Source organism: Acinetobacter sp. (assembly GCF_036659555.1).
Taxonomy (GTDB): Bacteria; Pseudomonadota; Gammaproteobacteria; order Pseudomonadales; family Moraxellaceae; genus Acinetobacter.
Window position 1 is genome coordinate 1 of sequence record NZ_JAVXCI010000007.1, and the last position, 3,653, is coordinate 3,653.

3 protein-coding genes are annotated in these 3,653 nt (G+C 49.4%); all 3 read right to left on the bottom strand.

Annotation, left to right across the window (positions count from 1 at the left end):
* Positions 1-455 precede the first annotated feature (455 nt).
* Positions 456-2,507 carry a TonB-dependent copper receptor gene (locus RSA72_RS01780; RefSeq protein WP_332624497.1) on the bottom strand — a complete coding sequence of 684 codons (2,052 nt, stop codon included), beginning with the start codon at positions 2,505-2,507 and terminating at the stop codon, positions 456-458.
* A 68-nt stretch (positions 2,508-2,575) separates the two neighbouring features.
* Entirely contained in the window at positions 2,576-3,025 is a 450-nt protein-coding gene (locus RSA72_RS01785) for a DUF2946 family protein (RefSeq protein WP_332624495.1), read from the bottom strand.
* A gap of 96 nt (positions 3,026-3,121) precedes the next feature.
* On the bottom strand, positions 3,122-3,652 hold the full coding sequence (gene def, locus RSA72_RS01790; protein ID WP_332624493.1) for a peptide deformylase: 531 nt from the start codon (positions 3,650-3,652) through the stop codon (positions 3,122-3,124).
* Position 3,653 lies beyond the last annotated feature (1 nt).

Genomic DNA, 3,653 nt, shown 5'->3' on the forward strand with positions numbered 1-3,653 from the left:
CAACAAGTTTTAATCAACATCACCGCCGATGGATGTGCATTCTACAGCATTTCCGATGGGTTGCAACACTTATTCCGAATAAATATTTCCGTGTGCTTATTTTTCAAACCATAAAATACTTAAACAACTAATTTATAATAAAAATTTATTTAAACTGTTTTCCCTTCTTTAATTATAAAACCAATCAGCACCACAATAAAGATCACAACACATTGATTTATATCCATTTAATATGAATATTGATTTTCAATATGTGCATTCTGCTTATTCAGCACCCACTTTATGCTCTATTTTCCAGCAACAACTGTGCCTTTCACACACAAAACCCGCTTTTATCCCTTTATAGCAAAACTTCTACACAATGCAGCACCTCCTGAAAATCCAATTCCTTAAACACAAAGGCCACAGTTAATTCAACTATGGCCTTTGTCCCATTTAATTTAAATTTTCTGGATTTAGAACTTCATACTGATGCGCGCCCAGTAGTTGCGGCCTGTATTATTGAACTGCTGCTCACTGGCGAAGCCAAAGCCCGCGCTGCCGGCTTTGTTTAAATGCTCGGTATAAGTCTTATTCAAGACATTATCCACGCCGACCGAAAGGTCTACATCTGACTGTATATGGTAGGTTCCATTTAAGGCTAGCGTGCCAAAGCCTTTACTTTCCTTCATATCATAGCCCACGATATTGCCCTGATGGATGCTGATGCGGCTTTGATTATCCACAACGCGCCATAATGCGCCCAAGGTGTATTTGTCCTGCACATAGCGCAGGTTTACACGCGCCTCCAAAGGCGCAATCTGAGGCAAGGCTTTGTCGTCGTCAGTATTCTTGCCCCATGCATACATCGCGCTGACATCCGCCTGAATGGCGTCTGTAAATTGATAGCCCAGCCCAGCTTCCGCGCCCGCAATCACGGCATCGACATTTTCAGCGCCGGCGCTGAAGCTGCTGCCATGACCGCTGGTATTTGGATGATCATGATAGCTCATCAGAATGTAATCATTAATTAAGCCGGCATAGGCGGAAGCCCAGGAACTGAACGCGCCATGCTCATGCTGATAGCCCATATCCAGCTGCAGGGTTTTCTCAGGGCGAATGCCGTTAAATGAATTGCTGCTGCCGGCATTGCCATGCGCGGTGCTGAACAATTCCCAATAGTCCGGCATGCGCTCTACATAGCCCAAGCCGATATAGCTTTTCGCGCCATGATTCGGATACTGGCTTTCCAGGCGGATAAAGGCGCTTGGCAGGGTTTTATCCAGCTCCAGATTATATTTCTTATCCGCAGAATTGGCGCGCAAGTCTTTAACATTCACCTGATCAAGACGGGCGCCGGCAACAATTTTATTGCCTTCATTTAATTGATAGCCCAATTCGCCAAAAGCGCCATATGAACGGAATTTCATATCCTTAACGCGGGCCTGATCCTGATAAGCAATATTATTCTTTGTATCTGTTCTGCGGATACTATGCTCATTATTTTGACTGTCTAAACCCGCGACAAGCTGCAGCTTGTCCCATTCGCTGGTGACAGCCATGCGCGCATTTAGGGTTTTACGGGCGACATTGGTTGCCATCATCATCGCGCCCGGCTTTCGCAGGCTGTAGTTATCCATCACATGGTCATTAAAATTATAGTTCAGCTGCGCTTCAATTTTCTTGATCACATCAGTAACATTCGCCTTTTCAGCGCGCAAGCCCAGGCTTTCACGGGCAAACTTTGAGCCATCCATCTTGCGGCCGGCATAAACCGCTTCGCCATCCGCTTTGCCGCCGGTCAACTCCAGCCAGGTATTTTCATCTGGCGTCCAGCCCAGCGCCAAGTCAGCATTCCAGCGCTCCCAGTCAGATGGCACAGTCTCGCCGCTGCCGTCTTTATAGCTGTCCGCCACGGAACGGCCGGCATTCAGGCGGATATATTTCTGATCATCCCCGGCTGCGGCTTCAAGGTTGTGATCCAAGCGTCCAAAAGAGCCCAGCAGCACACTGGCCTGGCCGCGGTACGGCTGCTCCTGTGACAATTGTTCAGGCTTGCGCTCGAAAATCACGGTTGCAGCCGAACCGGTATTGGCGTACTGCACAGTTTGCGGGCCTTTAATTACCGAAATGCGGTCATAGCTTTCCGGCGAAATATAAGAAGCGGGATTATCCATGCGGCTTGGGCAGGCACCCAGATTTTCGGTGCCGTCCGTCAGAATTTTAATGCGCGAGCCAAACATGCCGCGGAAGGTTACATCGCCATTGGTCCCGGCGCCGCTGTTCACGGAATTGAAGCCGACAATGCTTTGCAGATAGTCTGCGCCGTCGCTTGCCGGAACCGGCTGGATCGGCTGCTTAGGGTCTGCATGCACAATCAGGCCGCTGGCAGCATTGCCCTGCTGGGCCGTGACAACGATAGGCGCAAAAGTTTGAACGCCGTCAGAACCTGCCACAGCTGAAGCGGAATAGCAGGCAACACAAATCGCAGCCGACAGCGGCTGTAAAAAGAATTTTGGCTGAGCCATATTGATCTCTCTGAATACATAAATAGGACTGCGCCTGAGCGCAAATGCTCAGGCGGAATAAAGCGTATTTATGCAAACAGCGGCGGCGCGCGCCCTTGCGGCATTAGGAACAGCCGCTGCAGAACAAACCAGACATAGCTGAATGCCTGCTGAAACGCGACCAGGCGGATCTGAATGCGGTCCAGAACCTGCTTCACCTCAAGTTCCGGCGGCAGCACCAGATTGCCATACACGGTACAGTACTGGCACTGATGGCTGGCGTCATGATGATCATGCCCATGGCTATCCTGCTGCGCAGCCTGATGCTGCAGCTGTGCGGAATGCCGGGAAGCGGAATCATGTGCGGAATGCTGCGCGATAGAAGAATGCGCAGCCGATGCCGGGAGCAAAAGCGCACGCGTAATGGTTTCACAGACCGGGGCAATCTGATACTGCTCCGGAAGCAAAGGCTGTAAAAATACAGCAATCTGTAAAAATACCGCTGCAAAAGACAGCAGCAAGCCACTACGCAAAGGCAAAGGCAACCCCTAAAATTTGTCGGGCTCAAGTATAGCAAAGCCCAATCAAAATTGGGCTTCAGGCTGCGTATTTTTTAATGAAAATCAAAGCTGCGCCTAGCGCCTTACAGCAACCTTTTCTTTTTGGCGCTGGCGCACGGTTTTTTCCACCTTTTCACGCGCGCGCTGGCGCTTTAACGGCGATAAATAATCCACAAACAGCTTGCCGTTTAAGTGATCCATTTCATGCTGAATGCAAACAGCGAGAAGCCCGTCAGCTTCCAGTTCAAATGACTGCCCTTCAAGACTGACGGCTTCAATTTTTACGCGTGACGGGCGCGAAACTTTATCGTATATTTGAGGCACTGACAGGCAGCCTTCTTCATACGGCTGCGTCTCTTGCGTCAAGGGCGTAATTTTGGGGTTAATAAACACCATGGGCTGATCTTTTTCTTCAGATAAATCCATGACAATCAGCTGAATATGCTGATCGACCTGTGTCGCAGCCAAGCCTATGCCTGGCGCTTCATACATGGTTTCCAGCATGTCCGCTGCCAGCTGGCGAATTTCATCAGTAACTTCTTCGACTGGTTTTGCAATGGTGCGAAGACGGGGATCCGGGAAACTTAAAATAGGTAATAAGGCCATA

Coding starts and splice junctions, on each gene's coding strand:
- RSA72_RS01780 (WP_332624497.1), bottom strand. CDS start 2,507: ATGGCTCAGCCAAAATTCTTTTTACAGCCGCTGTCGGCTGCGATTTGT.
- def (WP_332624493.1), bottom strand. CDS start 3,652: ATGGCCTTATTACCTATTTTAAGTTTCCCGGATCCCCGTCTTCGCACC.